Origin of the sequence: Psychrobacillus mangrovi (genome assembly GCF_037104765.1) — a bacterium.
In the GTDB taxonomy this organism is placed as follows: domain Bacteria; phylum Bacillota; class Bacilli; order Bacillales_A; family Planococcaceae; genus Psychrobacillus; species Psychrobacillus mangrovi.
Window position 1 is genome coordinate 86,161 of sequence record NZ_JBAWSY010000008.1, and the last position, 17,628, is coordinate 103,788.

A 17,628-nucleotide genomic window follows, 5' to 3' on the forward strand; every position below is an offset into this window, starting at 1 on the left:
ATTTTTTTAAACAAATTTATATTGTTTTGTATTAAAGCAAGTTTAAAGCGAAAGATAAGAAAGAATCTTAGCTATAACGATTATTTGCCGTTGCTAAAATTCATTTTAAATATTGAGGAGGTGTGAATCTGTGAAAACAATTCATCGAATTGCTTTAGTGCTCGTAATTATTGGTGCAATTAACTGGGGATTGATCGGGTTTTTTAGATACGATTTAGTTGCTTCCATTTTTGGTGGACAAACGGCAGGCATATCTCGAGTAATTTATGCTCTTGTTGGTATAAGTGGACTAATTTGTATCCCGCTTTTATTTGAAGCACACAAAGAGGTAGAAGCAGAACGAAGTAGAACTCAGGGCTATAATAATTTAAAGTATGAGACCGAATTTAGTGATGAGGCAGACTTTACAGATATTCGAGAATACAATAAGAATAATTCGAATAACAGTAATAATAACAATAACAACAAACAAGTTTAGTTGTTACATGGAAGCTTTCACCACTAAATTGTCTGCAAAAAAAACTGACGGGCTGTATTTGGCTCGTCAGTTTTTTTCTCTGTCTACAATCTGAACTAATCTTTTATTTTTGTTTATTTATCACATAGTCAATTGTTAAAAAAGGTATTGAAAAAATTCGCATTTGATGTTTAGCGCGTAACTGAGTCTTTTTTATTTCTTCTATTAGAAATTGCTCTTGTAAAGGAAGCTTAAAAACATATTGACGAAACGCTAAGTAGATTCCTGCATCTGAATCGTTTCCTCCTTTACTCGTTAATACTAGTTTTTCTCCATTTTGGTTCAATTCTAGTATTCCGATCATCGATGACCAAGGGAGAGGAAGGGCAATATTCATATAATATTTATCACTACGTTGATGAGAAGAGTAGAGTGCGACAAAGATTACTTCTTCATCAATTTTTCGGACCCATGCTCTCGTATTTGTCCTACCATCTTCTACTGCGATAATTTCACCAGTCATTTCCATTTGTTTATTTGTAAATGGAAGATTGAGCTGTTGAATGTTTCTACTAATGAACTTATATACAGCGGCAATTGGCTTAAACCAAGTGTGCCAGTTTACTTCTGAAAATAGCCGATATTGACTTGTATTTTCGTAGAAATCGGTTATTGTTTCGGATAGGAGTCTCTTTTCTAAGTAAATTTCCATATCATCAACTAGACCTTTATAATGTGCCGTGCCCAAATTGTTAGATAATATTTGTTCCCCAATTACATATTTTCCTCGAATACTGCTGATAGGAAAATTTAACTCAATCTCTTTTGATTTAGGGATGAATATGGACCAACCAACCACCCCGAATAAAGCGAATAAAATACAATTAAAAAATCCATGAAACTTCAACATGAAGTCTATACTTACAGCTAAAAATCCAAATACACTTCCGATGGCATACAGTAACGAAAAGATAATTGTAATACCTAATGATCCGAATGATATTAACGCCAATATTTTTTGAACTTTACTATTAAAAGGTGATTTAACAGCTAAAATTATTAGTCCATATATCCCTAAAATATAGAGGAGAACTGAAATTAGTTCTATCCAAGGGGAAAAGGTAATCCCTAGTGCAACGATAATAGGAGAAATTAATATAATGCTACAAATAATTTTGTATGAATTTGTTTTTAATAAACGACCAAGAAATCCTGCAAAAATAGGTAGTAAGAAAGCAGAATAATGAAAGTGAATTGCTGTTAGCCAAGTTAAAATGGGAGAGAATCCAGTATTAATTTCTGTCACAGAAGCAAAAAACCACATTCCGCCAATGAATAAATACATCATTCCTGCATCTATTGAAAATTCTTCTAAATGTATAAAACCACGTTGAATAAATCGGTGGAACCCATATATAGCAACTACAAAAGTAAATAATAAATAGGTAGCTGCAAGGAGTATGTCCCATTCAGTAGTAGTCGTGGTTTGTAGTATGAAAATAGAAGCAAATGCTGGTATTGCAAAGTAATAATACAGTCGATGTTCTTTTGTTAAGATTAATTGCAAAGTGATTGGTACAAATATTAGTTGTGCAACGGTTAACATTAAAAAATACCAGGGAGTTGCACTAAAAATGATGACTACTAAAAATCCAATGATATGTAAAAGAGCAATTCGCTTAAAAGTCATTTGTTTGAAATTCTCCTTCATATTCAAATAAAGTGCCGATTAATGGGTTCTTTATAAGGACATGTATAGAAAAAACATCTTTTTCTTCTATATAATACTCTGTTACATGGACGATACCTTGAAAAATTCTTGGCAGTGGTACTTCTATATTCCCTATAACAATTCGTTGTTCTCGTGATTCAATTAGCATCCGTCCCTCTTCAGTAACAAAGAAAACCAGATCGGAGTAAAATATGCTTGGTTCCCCTAAATAATCTTTTACGCTATTATTGGCAGGGTCTAGGCTCATAAGCGCATTAAAATATCTTTTATTATTTTTGAAATAAAAAGTTCTTTCCCAGTGTACCTGGTTCTCTTTGTTCGGTCCGATTAAACTTGTATTTACAATAGTAAAAGGAATATTCAATCCATGTTCGGGGAATAAAAACTTCCATCTTGTCCCTAATAAGAAAAATGGGTACATCCATTTTGGTCCACCGCTGATTTTTTTCATAACACCAGTTGCTTTAAACTTTTTACCAACGGATAGCTTATATCGTTTTTGAAGCATTGGATGAAGTTTATAAAATTGATCGCCAAGTATGTGTTTATAGATAGTCATTCAAATGCTCCTCATCTAGCTCGTTTGCAATTTTTAGCTGACGGTATATCTTTGCTTATGAAAAATCCAACTAAGGAAAGTATAAATAATGACATGTTAAAAGTTAAAGGGTTGAATGGATGACTTAAAGTAGTTGGATCTGCGAGAATTGCTGAGCAGGTTAACAGAGGAAAAAAGATTAACTGTAACCCTAGTAATTTTCTTTTATTTTTGTGCAACCAAGTAAGACCGAAAACAACTTCCAATAACCCGATTGATGTGACGATAATAGAGGCAGGGATTGTTGTAAAAGAGAGCAGGCTGCTTGTCATCATAATTTCATCCGGATGCATGGTTATTAACTTGGGTACTAAACCTTGATATAGCCATATAAAGGAGAACAGGAATGTAACTATCCAATGGCTAAAAAATTGTTTGTACTGTGAGGATGGAGACTCTCCTTTTTCAAGCCATCTTTTTAATACATCGAAGCTTAGTGCAGTTGCCCATCCGATTAGTGGCCTAAAGATAAGAAAATCAAAATAGCGGCCGACGATTCCAAAATTAGTTTCATAATCGTATTGTGTTAGAAAGCGAATGGAGTTTTGTTCCGGAGCATACTTCCAGTAACCTTTCCCCTCTCGAATGATAGAAGTGGCTTGATCCGTCCCAAAGTCTAAGGAGGATGTACGTGATTCATCCCTTGCATGAAAAGTGCCAATACTTTTTCCCCATCCAGCAATGTGCAAACCAAATCCAATATTTGTTTTATATACGAAATGTTGAGGCTCATTTTCTTCTTTTGGTAAATAGGTGATAGAGGTAAAGCGCAGATCCCATTGCTCGTGTAGCTCAGGTTTCTGTGTAGCATTCCATAACTTTTCCATATCTGAATTAATAGGTATTTCAACATAAATTGGTTTACTCTTCATTTCATTCACCTCCCATCAAGCTTATCATAAGATAAAGGACTTTTCGCTAGTGTTGAAGAATACAAGAAAAAGAAAGTTGAGGGGATAATTTTGATACGTGTAAATGTAGCTTCAGCCTTAATTCATGATGATAACGGCTATATATTATTAGTAAAGAATAGGAAAAAAGGGGACTCGTTTTATTGGGGGCTTCCAGGAGGAGCGGTAGAAGAAAATGAAACGTTGGAGCAAGCTGTTATCCGTGAAGTTACAGAGGAAACTGGTTATAAAATAAAAATCACGGGTTTGAATTCCATTCGAGAAGCTTTGTTTTCGGAAAGAGATCATCATGCTTTAATCATTACTTTTAATGCGAAAATTATCGATGGTCAAATAAATATCAATGACCCGGATAATGACATTGTTGAAGCAAGATGGGTAGATTATGGTACTGCAAAAGAACTAATGCCTTTTTTATTTGAAAGCTTAAGAATTGATTCAAATGGTAATAAATCACTGGCATTTTACGAATTTGAAGGAGTTCGATAATTGGGGGTAAAAAATGAGTCAAAGTGTTAACTATAAGTTTTGGACTGTTTGTATGATACAAATTATTTCTCGGGGGTGACGGGTTGGAGCAAAAAATAATTAGTAGCAAAAATCAGGTGGGATGGAATCAATCCGCTTATCAAGCTTGGACGAATCGCCACGGTTCACCAAAAGAATTTGCAAAGAAGTTAAGGGAAAATCCCGCTAATGCTGTTTCACATTATTTAAATTTCATGGGGAATGTAAAAGGTAAAAGGATTGCCAATTTTTTAGGATCAAAAGGAAATAAAGCAGTTTCTTTAGCGTTGTTAGGAGCAGAGGTTTTAGTAGTGGATATTTCCGAAGATAATAAGAAATATGCCATGGAATTAGCTGAAGAAGCACAAGTAGAAATTAAGTACATAGTATCGGATATTCTAGAAGTTTCAGAGGATGAGGAATTAAATAATTTTGATTTTGTTCTTTTGGAATTAGGGGTGCTTCATTATTTTGTGGATTTATCCCCATTATTTAAAGTAGTTTTCGATTCACTTAAGCCAGGTGGACAATTTATTTTAAGAGATTATCATCCTTTCGTTTCAAAGCTAGTACATATAAAAGAAGGAGAAATGATTGCGAATGGTAATTATTTTAGTAAGGAAGTAGTAGAAGAAGATGTAGCTTACAGCATTTTACTTACTGAAGAAGAACGTACTTCTTTAAAGAAAGTTAATATTCGAAGATGGACGTTAGGGGAAATTGTCACTTCTATGTCGAAAGCAGGTCTTAACATCAGCTATCTAGAGGAAGAACCTGGAGTTAGGTGGGCATTTCCATCTGGTTCGCCAGAAGGAATAGAAAACAAAATGCCAGGATTATATACTTTAATAGCTACGAAAGGATGAAAGTATTTTTTCATCCTTCTTTTATTTTCAGATTCTCTGTTTTCATTATATAAAACCCGCTCCACGCAAATACTAAAGATGCGAGGTAAAAAATACTTCCAATAGTAAGAAAGTCAACTAAATATCCTGTAACAATAACCGCAACAGCTGCACCAACCGACGTCCAAATGTGGTAGAGACCAATTTCCTTACCAGCAGTCTCCTTATTAACTGTACGGGCTAATACTGTTTTTTCACTATTTTTCTGTATAGCACCTAGTAAACCCATTACAATTTGAAGTATATATACATGCCAAATTTCAAAAGCAAGCGGAAAAATGAGTAACAGAAGTGCCATTCCCCATGAATAAATGACTAATAGAGATTGGTCTCCTGCCCTGTCTGCAAATTTACCAATAAATGAATAGCTCAATGCTGCCGTAAGAGCAAATAACCCGTATGACCAACCAAACTGTGAATAACTATTTCCAACATTTTTTAATAGCAGCACGTAAAATGGAAAGATCATACTGGCAGACATACCTATTACACCCTGATAGATAATAAATCTTCTGTATTTCATTTATAATACTCCTCATAGAAAAGATTCAGAAACCGTTTTTCAGGATCATATTTTTCTTTCAGTTCAAAGAATTCTTCCGCTCTCGGGTAGGCGATTTCTAATTGTGCTTGTGTAGGAAAGCTATAGTATGGAAGATAATAGCTTCCATCGTGTTCTAGTGTAATATCAATCATGTTCTGTATGACCTGATCCATTTCTTCGATACTTTCTTTGTTCGTCTCTTGATTGATAAGTAGCACAAGTGCAAACATATCTTCTTTTGCATAAGACATGATTGCCTCATCATTTTGCTTCACATATCGGATAGTGATATTGAGTAAGTTGAAATTCTTTTCCTTTTGAAGCATTTCTCTTAAGTCATCAATATAGGAAGTGAACTCATCTACCGGGACAAAATATTCCTGTAGTAATTCCGTTTTGCTAGCACTGTCATATTCCATAAAAGTCGATTCCGAACGCATGACATTATTTCTTGAAATATAAGAACCATGAATTTGATTATTATACTCTTTTTGAGTCTTCCAAAACATATTTTTTCCAAGCGTATTTATCCGAGAGAGACCAAGAAATAATTTTGGAATCGCAATGATTCTCTCCCGTTTTAACGTAGTATGGTCGCTTAAAAGTGATTGGTCTTCGGCTAAGTAATAATTAGTTACATACATTTCTGATAAAAAGCTATCAGGTGCAACCGAAATTCTCGCCAAATGCATTTTTACTGAACCATCTTTAACATTGGTTGTGAAATAAGTACTGTATTCATCATAGGTTAGTGATTTTGATTCAACTTTATAGAGTTTATCATCCGTCAATTGCAAAGTTACATCTAGAATTACACCGAATAATCCATATCCTCCATTCACTAATTGGAACAGTTCCGTATTTTCTTCTCGACTTACTTGAATGATTTTTCCTTGTGAAGTGAGTAATCTAAATGATTCTACTGTTTCAATTAAAGAAGTATATTGAATGTCACGACCGTGGACATTTACACTTAATGAACCGCCGACAGTGAAAATATTTTGAGATTGGCTTACCTTTAATGCAAGCCCATAAGGGTTGATATAGGATTGAATATCCGCCCATGTAACCCCGCTTTGTACAGTGATGAGTTTATTCTTTGTATCTAATTCAAGAATTTTATTATAGCTTTTCATGTCGAGTAGGATGCCATCAGGATAAAGTGTTTGCCCACCTTGACTATGTTGCATTCCTGCTATGGAGATTGGAATATCTTTTTCATTTGCTTCTTCTATAATATTAACTATATTCTCTTCACTATCACTTGATTTTATTGCCTTCATTTTAACAGGTAAAAGACGTCCGTGATCCTTCACGACAGGTTCGGCAAGCTTTGATTGAAAGAGTATGAGGGAACAAACAAGTAACAAAATATAAATAATTACGAAATAATGTCTCTTATAAATTTTTCTCTCCTCCTATATCAAGCGAAACTGGGCCATATTTTTATAATGGTTTGGAAATTATGAAGTTATCACATAAAAAGGAGAGAAAAACCAAGATGATTGGCATTTCTCTCAACTGTATTACTTCCCTTTAAAAACAGGTTTTCTTTTTTCACTAAATGCGTTTAATGCTTCTATTCTATCTTCTGTTGGAATGGTAATTTCATAAGCTTTACGTTCGATATTTAATCCAGTATGCAAATCGACATTCATGCCATGTTTGATAGCAAATTTTGCTTGTTGCAGTGCAATTGGTCCGTTAGCGAGCATAAGTGCAGCGAAGCTTTCTGTTTCTGCAATTATTGTTTCGCGAGAAGTAATTTTTGTTACTAAGCCGTAAGCTAATGCTTCATCTGCTTTTAATCTTTTTGCGGTTAAGATAAGCTCTAATGCTTTCGCTTCTCCGATAAGGCGAGGCAGACGTTGCGTTCCGCCAGCTCCCGGAATAATGGCTAAGCTAGTTTCCGTTAATCCAAGTTGAATGTCATCTGCCGCTATCCGGAAATCACATGCAAGGGCAAGCTCTGTTCCGCCACCAAAAGCATAGCCGTTTAGCATTGCAATAGTTGGCTGTGGAAGATTTTCAATTGCTGAAAAAACTTCACCAATCTTTAATATATTCCGCTTTACTTGTTGGTCAGTCAATGATTTTCGTTCTTTTAGGTCAGCTCCAACACTAAAGGATTTTTCTCCAGCACCTGTGAAAATTACGACGCGTATATCCGGATTTATACGAATAGTTTCCGTGATATCTCCAAGCTCTTGAAGCATGTCATAATTAAATGCATTCAGAGCATCCGGTCTATTGAGTGTCACATATGCAATATTTCCATGTTCTTCATATTGAATAGATTTCATTTTCTCTCCCCTTTTAAAAAAATATCTCCCATACAAAACATATCATTTTACAATTAGTCTGTCATCATTAGGAGATAATTTCAAATATAGGTCGATTTTCCTTTTTTGATTTGATACAATTATGTTATTGACATTCTAAGGATTAGAGGAATTTACGTGGACATTTTTGTTGCGAGACAACCTATTTTTAATAAAAGTGAACATATTTTTGCATATGAATTGCTATATAGGAATGGTTATGATAATTCTTTTCCAATAATAGATGGTGAAACAGCTACTTTAGAAGTGCTAATTCATTCTTTCCTAACGATTGGTATTAATGAACTAGCTGGGGAAAAACTATGTTTTATTAATTTTACTGAAAACTTACTTGAAAAAGAAATGTTCACAAAAATTCCAGAGAATAGAATTGTAGTAGAAATCTTAGAGGATATTCCTATAACCTCTGTTTTGCTTCAAAAAATAAAGGAAATTAAATCTTTGGGCTTTTTAATTGCTTTGGATGATTTTGTCCTCCAAAAAAATATAGCATTATATGGAGAGTTATTTTCGCTCGTTAATTTCATTAAAGTCGATTTTCTTTCAAGCACAGCCACGGAAAGACAAGCAATCGAACGAATAGTAAAAAAAAATTATCCACATATTGTGCTACTAGCGGAAAAAGTTGAGACTCGGGAAAAGTTTTATGAAGCGAAAGCTGCTGGATATGGACTTTTTCAAGGTTATTTCTTTGCTAAGCCTGAAATTATTAAAGGTACAGAGATACCAGCCAACTTGGTACAGTACTTTCGGATTATTAGTCTTCTACGAGACGAATCTTCTTCTATTGAACAGGTAGCAGATGAAATCGAACGTGATGTCTCCCTATCATTTAAAGTATTGAAATTAATTAATTCCCCTGCAGCACGATTGAAATCAAAGGTTCGCTCGATAAAGCAAGCTGTACTAATGCTTGGGTTAGAGGAATTAAATCATTGGTTGTATGTTCTTTTACTTCATGAATCTAAAGCGAATCATTCGGGTGACGGAATGGCGCTAATTGAGGCTTCCTTATTTCGAGCGAAGTTTTGTGAGTTACTTGCGAAAGCTAAAATTGAACCAAATGCGTCAGAATATTTTTTAGTGGGCATGTTTTCCTTAATTGATACGCTCCTTCATCGATCGATGAACCAATTACTCCAGGATTTACCGCTTTCTGATGAGGTAGCAGCAACCCTTTCTGGTAATTCCACGGAAATGACTCCATATTTAGAGTTGGCAATTGCCTGTGATGAGGTTCAATGGGAAGATATGATAGAGGGTGCAACGATACTGAATATCGATAACGATACCTTGAATATCATCTATTTAGAAGCTCGTCGTTGGGCTGCTGAAATATTGAATTAACTACCATTCTTAGAGGTATTTCCCGAGTATTGAGAAAATAATAAGGAAGCATCTTAGTGGTTTGGAGAAGTGTCCGCTCGACTCCTGCGGGAAAAGCGAGACAGACGAGACCCTGCAGGAGCTTGTTAGAGGATGGCAATCTAAGTTCGCCGCGTCCTGCGGCAACGATTGCATGACCAACATCCTGTTGGCCCAAGCGGCTCGGCGCTCGCCCGCGGAAAGCGAGCGGTAAGCTTCGGAAAACCTGATGATATCATATAAAAAAATTGAGTTTGTATACAGTCTGTAACTACCATTCATATAGAATGGTAGTTTTTTTATGAGCAAATGTATTTAATTCATTAAATTGGAAAAAATATTTTTTGTAGATTATTGCATTTTACATTAAAAGTTGTACAATAATATAAGAACAAACGTTCTTGTTGGAAGGAGGATATGATATGCCACTAATACCGGATGAATCTTTACCATACTTAGAAAACATGATCTATCTTCCGATGGTTTTAACCATTTTGGAAAAGGATAGAACCATTTTTGAAAAAGGCCCTTTTAAGCTAAAACGACCTTATATATCTATGGTGGAGAAAGCCGTGAAGCAAGTTCAAAAGGAATTAAAAGAGACACATATTTATATGAAGCGACATAGTATGAAAGTTCTTCGTGGAGAAGGTGATGATATGTTCACTGAGTATGTATTTTTCCATGGTGGTTATGAAGAACATCGTAGGTACTTAAACGTCCGCCTTCGAAATAGAGTAGAAGAACTCATTTCTATGTATTTTGCGCTTGTAGAAAAAACTAGTTGAATTCTAAAAATTATTAGAAGAATATTGATTTCTGGTAGATAAAAATCCCTCATATGACAGGTGACTCATTCTTTTTAAAAAATGGGTATTTAGCAGGTTTGCAAACCCAATTTGTTTGCTTAACGTATTCGCCGAGGTTTCAACAGTAATTGTTTGACCATTCGTTAATAAAACCTTACACATTCCTTCACTTGCATGAAACCCATCAATTGCTTTAAGTGAAAACCAAACATTTAAATCCGATTTTGGTGAAAGTAAAGGTATTAATATACATGGATTTCCATAGTCATGTGCAATAATTATAGGAAGTTTAAGGAAATTTCCGAGTGTTTCTCTGGAAAGGTTTTTTGCTTGTTGAAAAGAGGAGCCATAATAGGAACATGATTGCCTTACTATATCGTAAGGCTTTTTACCTACTAATATAGTTTCCCCTGAAATATTAGTAACCTTTGTATAAACTTTGTTGTTTATTCGGACTGGCTGTAGAACTGCAGTTTCAAATGAAACGAGGAAGGATTTATCTTTTATTATTTTCATCGTATTTTCCCACTCCTTAGTAGTTTATACATCAATTATAGTTAAATATGGAAATAAAGCAATCTAATATAACGAATTTTCTAAAAATTTTAAACTAATGTTAAAATCATAATTTTCTCAAAATGATTGCATCTCTTGTTTTACTTTTATATAATGAAAAAAAGACATCGGGGTGATCAGAGATGGACAAACAATATTCATACGCAGATTTCTTAAAAGCAATGGGACAAACAGGAAAAGAAAGCTCTGCAGAAAAATTGTTAAACGAAATTTATCTTGATATGTTTTTAAACATAATTCACCGGGAACAAAGTAGTTTTAGATTATTGCAGTTAATTGATGACGCATTAGACCAAAAAGATAAGAATGCATTCATAGAGTATACGAATGCATTACAACAATTGCAAAGTATAAAGTAAAACCAAAGCCGCTTTTGCAGAGCGGCTTTTTTTTATGATTGAAATTGATTTAAAATTCGATTTATTTCTACAGAAATTCTTGTAAACTTATTTATTAAGTAAGGAGATAGAAGCTTACCGGGATCAGGATCTTCTGCCGCTTGGTTTATTCAACAAAACAAAATGCCTGGAATCACATTAGAAATATCATCGTATATAGGTGAGAATCCAGTACCACTTGAAAAATGGGATGCTATCTGGAGACAAAATAATAAAGTAGGCTTGTATTTAGCCTTAGAGGCATCAAAAAGATAATGTTAAAATAACTAGTAATACCGCTTGTTTGAAGCGGTTTTTCTTTTTTATGAAAAAACATACGTTCGTTTTATTCGTGTTGAAAAAGATAGTGTGTTAAACTGAAAATATTCAAGTTATGGGAGGCTATCATATGGATCAAATTTTTGATTTGCAAGCTCCGTATAAGCCAGCGGGGGATCAAATAGAAGCAATTAAAGAATTAGTAGAAGGGGTTCAGAAAGGGGAAAAACATCAAACATTACTTGGTGCTACAGGAACAGGAAAAACATTTACTATTTCAAATGTAATTCAACAGATTAATAAACCAACACTGGTAATGGCACATAATAAAACCCTTGCAGGACAACTTTATAGTGAGTTTAAAGAGTTCTTTCCTAACAACGCAGTGGAATACTTCGTTAGTTATTATGATTATTTTCAACCTGAGGCGTATGTGCCACAAACAGATACGTATATTGAAAAAGATTCGAGCATAAACGAAGAAATTGATAAGCTTCGTCACTCGGCAACATCTTCCTTATTCGAAAGGAAAGATGTCATCATTATCGCATCTGTTTCATGTATTTATGGTCTCGGTAATCCTGAAGAATATAGAGAAATGGTCGTATCTCTGAGATCGGGGATGGAAATTGAGCGGAATCAGTTGCTTCGAAAGTTAGTTGACATTCAATATGAAAGAAACGATATAAATTTCACACGCGGTACATTCCGTGTTCGTGGAGATGTAGTAGAGATCTTCCCGGCATCAAGAGATGAAAGATGTCTAAGAGTAGAGTTTTTTGGGGATGAAATAGACCGTATTCGAGAAGTGGATGCGTTAACAGGAGAAATATTAGCAGAACGAGAGCACGTCGCTATATTTCCCGCATCTCACTTCGTTACACGCGAGGAAAAAATGCGTCTTGCCATTGAAAATATTGAAAAAGAATTAGAAGAGCAACTTAAATTATTACGTAATGAAGACAAATTATTAGAGGCGCAAAGATTAGAGCAACGTACAAACTACGATTTAGAAATGATGAGAGAGATGGGTTTTTGTTCCGGAATTGAAAACTATTCACGTCATCTTACATTGCGTGAAGCAGGGGCTACCCCTTACACTCTATTAGATTATTTTCCGAAAGACTTTTTACTCGTTGTAGATGAAAGTCATGTTTCATTACCTCAAGTAAGAGGAATGTTTAATGGTGACCAGGCAAGAAAATCGGTACTTGTAAATTATGGTTTTCGATTACCTTCAGCGTTAGACAATCGTCCACTTACTTTTAATGAATTCGAAGATCATGTGAATCAAGCGATTTATGTATCTGCGACTCCAGGACCATATGAAATTGAGCATACCCCTGAAATGGTTGAGCAAATTATTCGACCAACAGGACTACTCGATCCAGTCATCACAGTAAAACCAATTGAAGGTCAAATAGATGACTTGATCAATGAAATCCATGAGCGTTCCGCGAAAAATGAACGGGTGTTAATTACTACATTAACGAAGAAAATGTCCGAGGATTTGACAGATTATCTGAAAGAAATAGGGATAAAAGTTCAATATCTTCACTCAGAAGTGAAAACATTAGAACGAATCGAGATTATACGAGAACTTCGTTTAGGGACATATGATGTATTGATAGGAATAAACTTGCTTCGAGAAGGAATTGATATCCCAGAAGTATCCCTTGTTGCTATTTTAGATGCGGATAAGGAAGGATTTTTACGATCCGAACGTTCTTTAATTCAAACGATTGGACGAGCTGCCCGAAATTCAAATGGTGAAGTCATTATGTACGCGGATAAAATGACTGACTCTATGAAAAAAGCAATCGATGAAACAAAACGCCGTAGAACCATTCAAATGGAATACAATGAGAAACATGGTATTACACCGAAAACGATTGAGAAAAAGATTCGGGAAGTTATTCGTGCTTCTCAAGTTGCAGAAGAAGAAGGAACGTATGCACAAAAGTTAACAAGTGGAAAAACGTTAACAAAAGAAGAAAAAGCAGCATTATTAACGAATCTCGAAAAAGAAATGAAGGATGCTGCAAAAGCGCTTAACTTTGAACGTGCTGCAGAATTACGTGATGCAATCCTCGAACTAAAGCTGGAAGGATGAAGAGTGTGAAAAACCAAGAAATAATTATACAAGGTGCTCGAGCAAATAACTTAAAAAATATAAGTCTAAAAATACCGAGAGATAAGCTTGTTGTAATGACAGGCTTGTCCGGCTCCGGAAAATCCTCTTTAGCATTCGATACGATTTATGCGGAAGGGCAAAGACGCTATGTAGAGTCTCTTTCTTCTTACGCACGTCAGTTTTTAGGACAAATGGATAAACCAGATGTAGATGTGATAGAAGGATTGTCGCCAGCTATTTCTATAGACCAGAAGACGACAAGTAAAAACCCTCGTTCAACTGTCGCTACTGTCACAGAAATATATGATTATATGCGACTTTTGTATGCGCGTGTGGGAAAACCGATTTGTCCTAACCATGGAATAGAAATTAGTTCTCAAACGATTGAGCAGATGGTCGATCGTTTGAGCGAATATCCTGAAAAAACTCGAATGCAAGTATTAGCTCCAATTGTGTCTGGTAGAAAAGGTACGCATGTAAAACTGTTGGAAGATATGAAAAAGCAAGGGTATGTACGTGTAAGAATAGATGGGGAATTAATCGATTTAGATGATGATATTAATTTAGATAAAAATAAAAAGCATAATATTGAAGTAGTTATCGACCGTATCGTAATGAAAGAAGGCGTTGCTGCTCGTTTAAGTGATTCACTTGAATCAGCACTTCGATTGGCCGATGGAAGAGTAATGATTGATGTGATGGAGCACGAGGAAGTATTATTTAGTGAGCACCATGCTTGTCCAATTTGTGGATTTTCAATTGGTGAGTTAGAGCCACGTATGTTTTCATTCAACAATCCTTTCGGGGCATGTCCTGACTGTGACGGTTTAGGGACAAAATTGGAAGTGGATCCTGATCTAGTTGTACCCGATAAAAGTCTCACATTAAGCGAAGGGGCTATACTTGCGTGGCAGCCAACGAGTTCACAGTACTACCCGAAATTATTAGAAGCTGTATGTAAACATTACAAAATTAAAATGAATGTACCGGTAGAAAAATTACCGATAGACCAGTGGAATAAAATAAAGTATGGCTCTGGTACAGATAAAATTCGTTTTCGATATGAAAATGAATTTGGACAAGTAAGAGACAATTCTATTCAATTTGAAGGTGTCTTGGCAAATGTTGAGAGACGTTATAAGGATACATCTTCAGATTACATTAGAGAACAAATGGAAAAATATATGGGACAACATGATTGTCCGACTTGTAAGGGATATCGATTAAAAGCAGAAACACTTGCAGTTAAAGTTAATTCCATGCATATAGGCCAATTAACAGAGTTTTCTATTGAAGAGGCAAATAAATTTTTCAATGAGTTAACACTATCAGAAAAGGATATGCAAATTGCAAAATTAGTTTTAAGAGAGATTAATGAACGATTAGGCTTCCTAGATAATGTTGGTCTTGATTATTTAACATTGAACCGAGCATCGGGAACACTATCAGGTGGGGAAGCACAACGAATTCGTCTTGCAACTCAAATTGGATCGAGACTTTCCGGAGTTTTATATATATTGGATGAGCCTTCCATTGGTTTACATCAGCGTGATAATGATCGATTAATTGATACATTAAAAAATATGCGTGACATTGGTAATACGCTTATTGTTGTTGAACATGACGAAGATACAATGCTGGCTGCAGATTATTTAATCGATGTTGGACCTGGCGCTGGGATCCATGGTGGGGAAATAGTAGCCGCAGGGACTCCAGAACAAGTAATGAAAAACAATAAATCACTAACAGGTCAATATTTAAGTGGGAAGAAATTTATCCCCTTACCAACAGAGAGAAGAAAGCCAGATGGACGATACATTAAAATTAAAGGCGCTTCCGAAAATAACTTGAAAAATGTAAATGTGGATATTCCATTAGGCGTCTTTGTAGCTGTAACAGGCGTATCTGGATCAGGCAAAAGTACGCTAGTGAATGAAATTCTTTATAAATCGTTAGCACAAAAGATTAATCGATCCAAAGTTAAGCCAGGGGCTAATAAGAGTATAGAAGGAATTGAGCAATTGGAGAAAGTGATTGATATAGATCAGTCTCCAATCGGACGTACACCAAGGTCAAATCCTGCTACTTATACTGGGGTATTTGATGATATTCGAGATTTATATGCAACAACAAATGAAGCTAAAGTAAGAGGATATAAAAAAGGAAGATTTAGTTTTAACGTGAAAGGTGGACGCTGTGAAGCGTGTCGCGGAGACGGAATAATTAAAATTGAAATGCACTTTTTACCTGACGTTTACGTACCTTGTGAGGTATGTCATGGTAAACGTTATAATCGTGAAACCCTTGAAGTACAATACAAAGGAATAAATATTGCAGAAGTATTGGATATGACAGCTGAAACTGCCTATGCATTTTTTGAAAACCATCCGAAAATTAGCCGTAAAATAAAGACTATTGTAGATGTCGGGCTCGGTTATATGAAATTAGGTCAATCGGCTACAACATTATCCGGAGGAGAAGCGCAAAGAGTGAAGCTTGCTTCCGAATTGCATAAACGTTCCAACGGAAAGTCGTTTTATATATTGGATGAACCTACGACTGGGTTACATATCGATGATATTGCCCATCTTCTAGAGGTCCTTCAGCGTTTAGTTGAAAATGGAGACACCGTACTTCTTATTGAACATAATTTAGATGTTATTAAGACTGCAGACTATATGATTGATATAGGACCAGAGGGAGGAGATAAAGGAGGAACCATAATAGGTGTTGGTACGCCAGAAAAAATTGCTGAAATAAAAGATTCTTACACAGGTAAGTATTTAAAAACAATTTTGGAACGTGATCGAAAAAGAATGGATGAAGTAGTGTCCAAAGCATCTAAAAAGAAAAAAGAGACAGTTAAATCCAATTGAAACCTTTTATTCCCTGAATCGTATAGGTAGAGTACAGACTTTTAACTTAAAAGGAGGCCATTCACAATGCAAGAAGAACGCAAACGTATTTTAGATATGGTTGAAAATGGTACTATCACTGCTCAAGAAGCTTTAGGTCTATTAGAGGTACTTGGCAAACAAACAGCTCCAGAAGTAAAAGCAGAACCACAACATCAGGGTTATGAACAAGGTAGAACACAGCAAAAGCAACAAAACTCCGATTTCATAGAAGACTTAAAAAGAGATTTTAACGTAATGGGAGAACGCTTCATGCAGTTCATGCAAGGAACAGTCGATAAAATTAGGGATATTGATTTTGAAATGCCTTTCGGTGAGCCGGTTGTATTTCAAGAAAAATTAGCGCTTGAGCAAGCACAATTTGAGGATATATCCATTGATATTGCGAATGGTAAAATCGATATTTATCCTACAGAAGAAGAATCTACACATGCAGACGTAACAGTTAAGACATATAAGAATTCTTCCGAAGAAGAGGCTAAAAATCGTTTTCAAAACGATTTTCTGTTTAAAACAGAAGGAAATAAATTGCGTATATATAGTGATATGAAAACGACATCTGTTCAAGTTACATTATTTGTGCCTAAAAAAGCTTACAACGATATTTCGGCACGTTTATTTAATGGTGACTTTGGTGCCAAGAGCCTAGAAGTAAAAACACTTAAAGTGAAAACGACAAATGGAAAAGTAAATCTAGATGATATACAGATAGGCAAGGCAGACATTGAAACAGTAAATGGTTCCGTGCAAGTTCAAAACATCGAGGGTGAATCAGTTGAAGTTGAGACGATTAATGGTCGTATTTATGTAGATGGAAAATTGAAGGAACTCGAAGGATCTTCAGTCAGTGGACATGTTATCTTAACTACGAAAGATAAAGAAGCTCGTAAAATCGAAGGCACTGCTGTTGCAGGTACTGTAGAATTATATGTTAGAAAAGATGTATCGTTAAAAGGAGAAGTTACTTCTCAATTAGGAAAAATTGATGTACAACTATTTGATGTAACTCAGCTAAACCAATCGGAGCAATTGTTAAATAAGAAAGTTGGTTTTACAAAAATAGTAGATTCCGAAGCAGATCCACTTAGAGTATCTGGAGATGCCAAAACAGGAACAATCCTTGTACGCTATACAGTAGAAGGTGAATAAAAGAAAAGCTGACAGAAGAATTTATTTC

At 35.2% G+C, this 17,628-nt stretch carries 17 protein-coding genes; 10 read left to right on the plus strand and 7 right to left on the minus strand.

All coding sequences use genetic code 11. From position 1 onward, the window contains the following. Nucleotides 1–130 precede the first annotated feature (130 nt). On the plus strand, nucleotides 131–478 hold the full coding sequence (locus WAX74_RS12375; protein WP_336497978.1) for a DUF378 domain-containing protein: 348 nt from the start codon (nucleotides 131–133) through the stop codon (nucleotides 476–478). A gap of 103 nt (nucleotides 479–581) precedes the next feature. Here WAX74_RS12375 and WAX74_RS12380 read toward each other — a convergent pair whose 3' ends face one another. Genes WAX74_RS12380 through WAX74_RS12390 form a run of 3 tightly spaced genes read right to left on the minus strand, consistent with a single transcriptional unit; the run spans nucleotide 582 to nucleotide 3,659 of the window. Continuing rightward, nucleotides 582–2,147 (minus strand): YndJ family protein, encoded by a 1,566-nt coding sequence (locus WAX74_RS12380; protein ID WP_336497979.1) that lies wholly within the window; start codon nucleotides 2,145–2,147, stop codon nucleotides 582–584. Beyond that, nucleotides 2,137–2,748, minus strand: a complete 612-nt coding sequence (locus WAX74_RS12385) for a DUF4166 domain-containing protein (RefSeq protein ID WP_336497980.1) — start codon at nucleotides 2,746–2,748, stop codon at nucleotides 2,137–2,139. Before WAX74_RS12385 ends, WAX74_RS12380 begins: the two co-directional genes overlap by 11 nt. 11 nt (nucleotides 2,749–2,759) lie before the next feature. Further along, on the minus strand, nucleotides 2,760–3,659 hold the full coding sequence (locus tag WAX74_RS12390) for a DoxX-like family protein (RefSeq protein ID WP_336497981.1): 900 nt from the start codon (nucleotides 3,657–3,659) through the stop codon (nucleotides 2,760–2,762). Between the two features lie 90 nt (nucleotides 3,660–3,749). Here WAX74_RS12390 and WAX74_RS12395 point away from each other — a divergent pair, with 90 nt between their 5' ends. Further along, nucleotides 3,750–4,187 carry an NUDIX hydrolase gene (locus WAX74_RS12395; RefSeq protein WP_336497982.1) on the plus strand — a complete coding sequence of 146 codons (438 nt, stop codon included), beginning with the start codon at nucleotides 3,750–3,752 and terminating at the stop codon, nucleotides 4,185–4,187. Between the two features lie 83 nt (nucleotides 4,188–4,270). Next, on the plus strand, nucleotides 4,271–5,071 hold the full coding sequence (locus tag WAX74_RS12400) for a class I SAM-dependent methyltransferase (RefSeq protein ID WP_336497983.1): 801 nt from the start codon (nucleotides 4,271–4,273) through the stop codon (nucleotides 5,069–5,071). Between the two features lie 10 nt (nucleotides 5,072–5,081). Here the strand turns inward: WAX74_RS12400 and WAX74_RS12405 are convergent, their stop codons facing one another. The 3 genes from WAX74_RS12405 to WAX74_RS12415 all read right to left on the minus strand — a co-directional run bounded on the left by WAX74_RS12405 (nucleotide 5,082) and on the right by WAX74_RS12415 (nucleotide 7,957). Next, nucleotides 5,082–5,633: an MFS transporter gene (locus tag WAX74_RS12405; RefSeq protein ID WP_336497984.1), complete on the minus strand. Its 552-nt coding sequence runs from the start codon at nucleotides 5,631–5,633 to the stop codon at nucleotides 5,082–5,084. Beyond that, nucleotides 5,630–7,060 carry an FAD-binding oxidoreductase gene (locus WAX74_RS12410; RefSeq protein WP_336498029.1) on the minus strand — a complete coding sequence of 477 codons (1,431 nt, stop codon included), beginning with the start codon at nucleotides 7,058–7,060 and terminating at the stop codon, nucleotides 5,630–5,632. Before WAX74_RS12410 ends, WAX74_RS12405 begins: the two co-directional genes overlap by 4 nt. 120 nt (nucleotides 7,061–7,180) lie before the next feature. Continuing rightward, nucleotides 7,181–7,957: an enoyl-CoA hydratase-related protein gene (locus tag WAX74_RS12415; protein WP_336497985.1), complete on the minus strand. Its 777-nt coding sequence runs from the start codon at nucleotides 7,955–7,957 to the stop codon at nucleotides 7,181–7,183. A gap of 156 nt (nucleotides 7,958–8,113) precedes the next feature. Here WAX74_RS12415 and WAX74_RS12420 point away from each other — a divergent pair, with 156 nt between their 5' ends. Then, nucleotides 8,114–9,343 (plus strand): EAL and HDOD domain-containing protein, encoded by a 1,230-nt coding sequence (locus WAX74_RS12420; protein WP_336497986.1) that lies wholly within the window; start codon nucleotides 8,114–8,116, stop codon nucleotides 9,341–9,343. A gap of 440 nt (nucleotides 9,344–9,783) precedes the next feature. Continuing rightward, on the plus strand, nucleotides 9,784–10,149 hold the full coding sequence (locus WAX74_RS12425; protein WP_336497987.1) for a hypothetical protein: 366 nt from the start codon (nucleotides 9,784–9,786) through the stop codon (nucleotides 10,147–10,149). Nucleotides 10,150–10,152: 3 nt separating this feature from the next. Here the strand turns inward: WAX74_RS12425 and WAX74_RS12430 are convergent, their stop codons facing one another. Beyond that, nucleotides 10,153–10,686 (minus strand): competence protein ComK, encoded by a 534-nt coding sequence (locus WAX74_RS12430; protein WP_336497988.1) that lies wholly within the window; start codon nucleotides 10,684–10,686, stop codon nucleotides 10,153–10,155. Nucleotides 10,687–10,868: 182 nt separating this feature from the next. On the opposite strand from WAX74_RS12430, the gene WAX74_RS12435 reads away from it, so the two are divergent. The 5 genes from WAX74_RS12435 to WAX74_RS12455 all read left to right on the plus strand — a co-directional run bounded on the left by WAX74_RS12435 (nucleotide 10,869) and on the right by WAX74_RS12455 (nucleotide 17,600). Next, nucleotides 10,869–11,105, plus strand: a complete 237-nt coding sequence (locus tag WAX74_RS12435; RefSeq protein ID WP_336497989.1) for an IDEAL domain-containing protein — start codon at nucleotides 10,869–10,871, stop codon at nucleotides 11,103–11,105. Nucleotides 11,106–11,267: 162 nt separating this feature from the next. After that, the gene (locus tag WAX74_RS12440) at nucleotides 11,268–11,399 is read left to right on the plus strand and encodes a hypothetical protein (protein ID WP_336497990.1); all 132 of its coding nucleotides are present in this window, start codon (nucleotides 11,268–11,270) and stop codon (nucleotides 11,397–11,399) included. 133 nt (nucleotides 11,400–11,532) lie between these two features. Next, nucleotides 11,533–13,515: an excinuclease ABC subunit UvrB gene (gene uvrB, locus WAX74_RS12445; protein WP_336497991.1), complete on the plus strand. Its 1,983-nt coding sequence runs from the start codon at nucleotides 11,533–11,535 to the stop codon at nucleotides 13,513–13,515. A gap of 5 nt (nucleotides 13,516–13,520) precedes the next feature. After that, nucleotides 13,521–16,412: an excinuclease ABC subunit UvrA gene (gene uvrA, locus WAX74_RS12450; protein ID WP_336497992.1), complete on the plus strand. Its 2,892-nt coding sequence runs from the start codon at nucleotides 13,521–13,523 to the stop codon at nucleotides 16,410–16,412. A 66-nt stretch (nucleotides 16,413–16,478) separates the two neighbouring features. Next, nucleotides 16,479–17,600 carry a DUF4097 family beta strand repeat-containing protein gene (locus tag WAX74_RS12455; protein WP_336497993.1) on the plus strand — a complete coding sequence of 374 codons (1,122 nt, stop codon included), beginning with the start codon at nucleotides 16,479–16,481 and terminating at the stop codon, nucleotides 17,598–17,600. Nucleotides 17,601–17,628: the final 28 nt, after the last annotated feature.